The following is a 5,006-nucleotide window of genomic DNA, read 5'->3' as shown; positions in this document are numbered from 1 at the left end:
CATACATCTTCCTGGCCGGGGTTCAGTGTCGCAGCAGCGGATGTCCCCGGACCCCCGGCCAGGAAGATGTATGCACCAACCAGGACGGTCGTGGACACCAGCGAGAGCAGCAGTGAACCCCGGGCGGACGACCCGGCGCCCCCGGCACCCCCGCGCCGCGGATGGCGCCGCTGGGCGATGGACACCCGCCCCCTGCGCCGCCCGGCCTACCGCCGACTGTGGGCGTCCACCGCCGTCACGGCGGTCGGCAGCCAGCTCACGGCGGTCGCCGTGCCCAAGCAGATCTACGACATCACCGGCTCCTCCGCCTGGGTCGGCACCGCGAGCCTGGCCGGACTGCTGCCGCTGATCGTCTTCGCGCTGTGGGGCGGGGCGATCGCCGACAGCATGGACCGCCGCACACTGCTGCTGATCACCAACACCGGCATCGCCGTCACCTCGCTGCTGTTCTGGGGCCAGGCGGCCGCCGGGCTCGAGTCCGTGGCCGTGCTGATGGTCCTGCTCGCGGTGCAGCAGGCGTTCTGGGGACTGAACGCACCGGCGCGCAGCGCCAGCATCGCCCGCCTGGTTCCCGAGGACGAGCTGCCGGCCGCCAACGCCCTCGGCTCCACCGTCATGCAGACCGGCCAGGTGGCCGGGCCGCTGCTCGCCGGCGCGCTCATCCCCGTCGTCGGCCTGCCCGAGCTGTACCTCATCGACGCGCTGGCCCTGTGCGCCACGGTGTGGGCCGTGTACCGCCTGCCCGCCCTGCCGCCACTCACCGCGCGGGTGGCGCGCCGCGCGGGCGTCCGGGAGATCGTGGAGGGCTTCCGGTACATCTCCGGGCACGCGGTGCTGCTGCTGTCCTTCCTCGCCGACATCGTCGCCATGGTCCTCGGCATGCCCCGCGCCCTGTTCCCCCAGCTCGCCGCCGAGACCTTCGCCCCGTACGGCGAGGGCTTCGCGCTGGGGCTGCTGTTCGCCGCGATACCCATCGGCGCGGTGGCCGGCGGGCTGCTCTCCGGCACGTACTCCCGGGCCCGCCGGCACGGCTGGATGGTCATCGGGTCGGTGGTGGTCTGGGGCGCCGCCGTCGCGGGGTTCGGGCTGAGCGGCAACCTGTGGCTGGCGGTGGCCTTCCTCGCCGTCGCCGGGATCGCCGACATGGTCTCGATGGTGTTCCGCGGGGCGATCCTGCTGTCCGCCGCGACCGACGAGATGCGCGGCCGGATGCAGGGCGTCTTCACCGTCGTCGTGGCGGGCGGCCCCCGGCTCGCCGACGTCCTGCACGGCACCGCGGGCTCGGCCTTCGGCCCCCGGACGGCCGTGGCCGGCGGCGGGATCCTGGTCGTCGTCGTGATGCTCGCCCTGGCCGCCGCGATGCCGGCGCTGCGCCGCTACCGGGTGTGAGGCGCGGCCCAGCCCGCCCGGCGGTCCGTGCCGGACGGGCCCTACAGCGCGCTCCGCCGGTGCATCGTGTACTGCTCCAGCAGCTGCCCCCGGGTCATCTCCAGCCGGTGGGCGAGGATCTCGGCGATCCCGCGGACCAGGGTCAGCCCGAGCCGCGGATCCTCCTCGCACAGCCGGAGCACGGCCGCCGCGTCGAACTCGTAGGTGCGCACCGGGCTGAAGGCCACGGCGCCGAAGTCCCACCGGTAGGGCGGGAACAGCCAGGACCAGCCCAGCAGGTCGCCCACGCCGAGGCCGGCCACCGTCACCCGGTGCAGGTGGTTCACCTGCTGGTCCAGGGACACCGCGCCGGAGCGGATGACCCAGAAGCGGTCGGCGGTGCCTCCCGCCTCGAAGATCCGGGCGTCCTCGGGGAACGACGCCTCCCGGGCGAGCGCCGTCAGCCGCTGCCGCTGCGGGGGAGGCAGGGCGGTCAGGAGTTTGATCGCTTTGGTCATGGGACGGGGCTCCTCGCCGGGCATCGGTTCCGGTGCTTTCCCTACGCCCATTTCAGCCGCCGACGCCGTACGGGGCACCTCGGCGGACGAAGGTTCCGCCGCCGGACCCGGACCGGCCGTCCCGCCGGCCCCCGGCCGCACCGCGCGTCCACCGCGCCGGGCATGAAAAAGCCCTGGCTGGACGGGGGAAACCAGCCAGGGCCGTAAGCGGTGGCGCACGGAGGACCGGACGTCGACTCCGTCACCACGTATGGGTGAACGATAAACCATTTTCGGGGTTCCGGGGCACGGGAACCGGGTCGGGTGACCCGTTTCACCCCGGTACCGTCCCACGCCCCGGTGCTCTCGGTGTGCTAGGCGCTCGCGGTGTCCTCGGCGTGCTCGGCGACGACCCGGAACGTCTCCAGCCCGGGGTCCGTCGGGTCCGGCAGGTGCATGCCGCCGGCCAGCCCCGTGCGCAGATAGCGCAGCACCGGTTCGGTGAGCCGCTCGCCCGGCAGGACGGCCGGGATCCCGGGCGGGTACGGCGTGATCATCTCCGCCGCGACCCGTCCGGCGGCCTCGCTCACCGGCACGTCCTCGGCGGGCCCGAAGAACGCGTCCCGCGGCAGCAGGGCCTGCTCCATCCGCAGCTCGCCGGGGGGCGGCACCTCCACCCGCGGCGCCTCGGGCAGATCCCGGGCGGCCCGAGGCAGGTCCCGCAGCGCCGAGAGCAGTTCGCCGGCCGTCTCCCGGTCGTCGCCCAGGGTGATCTGCGCCCCGATGCGGCGGTGGTCGACGAGGTGCATGTCGACGCCCCGGTGCTCGCGCAGCCAGTCCGCCGCCTGGTACCCGGTGATCCCGAGGCCGTCGACGTCGATGATGCCGGGCAGCGGGTCGAAGTCGTCCGCCAGACCGGGGCCGCAGAAGTCGTCGCGGTCGTTGACGTGCATCCCGTCGATCTCCTCGACGGCGGCCCGGACCTCGGCCGCGAGATCGAGCGTGGCGCCCAGCAGTTCCTTGCCGCGCAGCGCCATCTGCCGCCGCCAGCCGTCCAGCCCCGCGTGGATCAGCACCGACGGGCTGGTGGTGTCCAGCAGGTCCGCGCGGATCCCCAGCAGCGCCGGCGTCACCAGGTCGCCCCGCAGGTGGAAGACGGAACCCTGCTCCAGGCCGCTGCCCATCTTGTGGATGCTGGTCACGCAGATGTCGGCGCCCGCGTCCATCGCCCAGGACGGAAGGTCGGGGTGGAAGGGCAGATGCGCGCCCCACGCCTCGTCCACGATCAGCGGACGCGAACGCCGGTGGCACACCTCGGCGATCGACCGCAGGTCCGCGCAGGCGCCGTAGGGCGTCGGACTGGTGACGAGCGCGCCGCGCGCCTCCGGATGGGCGTCGAAGGCCCGCTCGAAGTCCTCGGCCGACGGCGGATGGGCGAGGTGCCGCTCCGCGTCCCAGCGCGGTTCCACCCACACGGGCTCGATCCCGGACAGGATCAGCCCCGCCACCACCGACTTGTGGGCGTCCCGCCCGATCAGCAGCTTCTCGTGCGGACCCGCGACCGCCAGCATCGCCGCCTTGACCGACAGCGAACTGCCGCAGGTGCTGAAGAAGGTGTGGTCCGCGTGCACCGCGTCGGCCATCAGCTCCTGGGCCCGCTCCAGCACCTGGCCCCGGGTGAGCCGGTCGTCCAGACCGCCCGAGGCCAGCACGTCCCCCAGGAACACCGCGTCCCCGAGCACCGCGCGCACCGCGGGATCGGCACCACGGGCCTGCTTGTGCCCCGGCGGCGTGAACGCCAGTCGCCCCTTGCGGTGATAGTCCTCCAGAGCTTCCAGAACCGGTGCCCGGCTGTGATCGACAGTCATGCCCCCCCGGGTGCCCGGCCCGGCCCGCGGCAATCGGCCCGGCCCCGGCACGCCCCGCGCGACCGCCCGGTCAGCCCCGTGCCGGGTGCCTGCCCGGCGTCAGGATCTCGTCCAGCACCCGCAACACGACCTCGTAGGCCGTCCTGCGCACCTCGGCGTCGCGCGCCATGCCCGGATCCGTCCGTCCGGTCTCCTCGCTCCTGGCCCGCCACGCCCGTTCCTCCTGCGCCGCGCAGGCCCGCGCCCGCTGGATGCGCCGCAGCAGTTCGTCGGAGTCCACCACATCGGTCATGCACTCCGCATACCCCCGTGCGCCGTCCGGATGGCAGGCAACCGGGAAACAGCCGGGAGGTTTGTCCGCATCTGGACAGGTGAGCCGGAACAGGAGACCCGCGGTGTCCGAGGACGGGGACCACCCCCGCGACCGCGGACGGGGCACCGGAAGCACCCGCGTGCCCCGCCGGAGGCCGGGCAGCCGATCCGGCTGCCGCGTCCGTCGGCCGGCCTTTCACCTCAGCCTGTCTCGTCACCGATCAGGGAGCCACAGGATGTGTGAGGAGCACATGACCGAATCCGTTTTCGAGCCGCCCGGTGTGCGCCGGGCCGGACCGTCCTGTCCGCGCCGGCCCGCCGAGGTGCGCGAAGCCGTCGAACGGGCCGTGTCCGAACGCTGCCGCGCCACCCGCACACCCTGCGACCGCCACGCTCTCGCGGACGCGCTGCTCGTCGCCTCCGAGCTCACCACCAACGCGATCCTGCACGGGGGCGGCGTCACCGACTTCCAGGTCGACGTCAGCGGTCCCGCCGTGCGCCTGTCGGTGAGCGACCGCAGCGACGAACTGCCCGCCCCCCTGCCGGCGGCCGACCCGCAGGGGCGCCGTCGGCCCGGCGGCCACGGCTGGCCCATCGTCTGCCGGCTGTCCCGCGACGTCCGGGTCTCCGACCTCCCCGCGGGCGGCAAGTGCATCACCGCCGTGGTGCCCCTGTTCTGAGGCCGTCCCGCGCGCCGAAGCCCGAACCCTTCCGGGCGCCGACCGGGCCCCCGCGGATTGTGCGACGAAGCGGAGTTTGTTCCACCGGGGCCAGGGCAATCGGAGTTCGTGCTTCGGACCGGAGGCGCGCCAGCGGGAGCGGTACGGCCTGCTGCGGACCCTCCAGGCGTCCCGGCGGCGACCGCCCCGCGGTAGATCCCTGAAACCACCGTTCGGGAGCGAACCGCATGCTCATTGACACGTCCACCCCCCACCCCGGAACCCCCCGCCCTGTCTCTTAT

General features: G+C 73.9%; 5 protein-coding genes. 2 read left to right on the top strand and 3 right to left on the bottom strand.

What is annotated here, in order from left to right:
- The first annotated feature begins 90 nt into the window (after window positions 1–90).
- Window positions 91–1,389 carry an MFS transporter gene (locus tag B7L92_RS29695; RefSeq protein WP_081240448.1) on the top strand — a complete coding sequence of 433 codons (1,299 nt, stop codon included), beginning with the start codon at window positions 91–93 and terminating at the stop codon, window positions 1,387–1,389.
- Between the two features lie 41 nt (window positions 1,390–1,430).
- On the opposite strand, the gene B7L92_RS29690 is transcribed toward B7L92_RS29695, so the two are convergent.
- The 3 genes from B7L92_RS29690 to B7L92_RS29680 form a co-directional block, all read right to left on the bottom strand.
- Window positions 1,431–1,886, bottom strand: a complete 456-nt coding sequence (locus B7L92_RS29690; RefSeq protein WP_081240447.1) for a cyclic nucleotide-binding domain-containing protein — start codon at window positions 1,884–1,886, stop codon at window positions 1,431–1,433.
- Between the two features lie 353 nt (window positions 1,887–2,239).
- Window positions 2,240–3,733, bottom strand: coding sequence for an aminotransferase class I/II-fold pyridoxal phosphate-dependent enzyme (locus B7L92_RS29685; RefSeq protein ID WP_081240446.1), 1,494 nt, complete (start codon window positions 3,731–3,733; stop codon window positions 2,240–2,242).
- Between the two features lie 70 nt (window positions 3,734–3,803).
- Window positions 3,804–4,025 (bottom strand): hypothetical protein, encoded by a 222-nt coding sequence (locus tag B7L92_RS29680; RefSeq protein WP_081240445.1) that lies wholly within the window; start codon window positions 4,023–4,025, stop codon window positions 3,804–3,806.
- A 256-nt stretch (window positions 4,026–4,281) separates the two neighbouring features.
- Between B7L92_RS29680 and B7L92_RS29675 the strand changes: the two genes are divergently transcribed.
- Complete coding sequence (locus B7L92_RS29675; protein ID WP_081240444.1) at window positions 4,282–4,725, top strand: ATP-binding protein; 444 nt, start codon at window positions 4,282–4,284, stop codon at window positions 4,723–4,725.
- Window positions 4,726–5,006: the final 281 nt, after the last annotated feature.

Origin of the sequence: Streptomyces viridosporus (genome assembly GCF_002078235.1) — a bacterium.
GTDB classification, from domain to species: domain Bacteria; phylum Actinomycetota; class Actinomycetes; order Streptomycetales; family Streptomycetaceae; genus Streptomyces; species Streptomyces viridosporus.
Note: the sequence above shows the minus strand (reverse complement) of the source record. Positions and strands in the feature narration are given on the sequence as shown.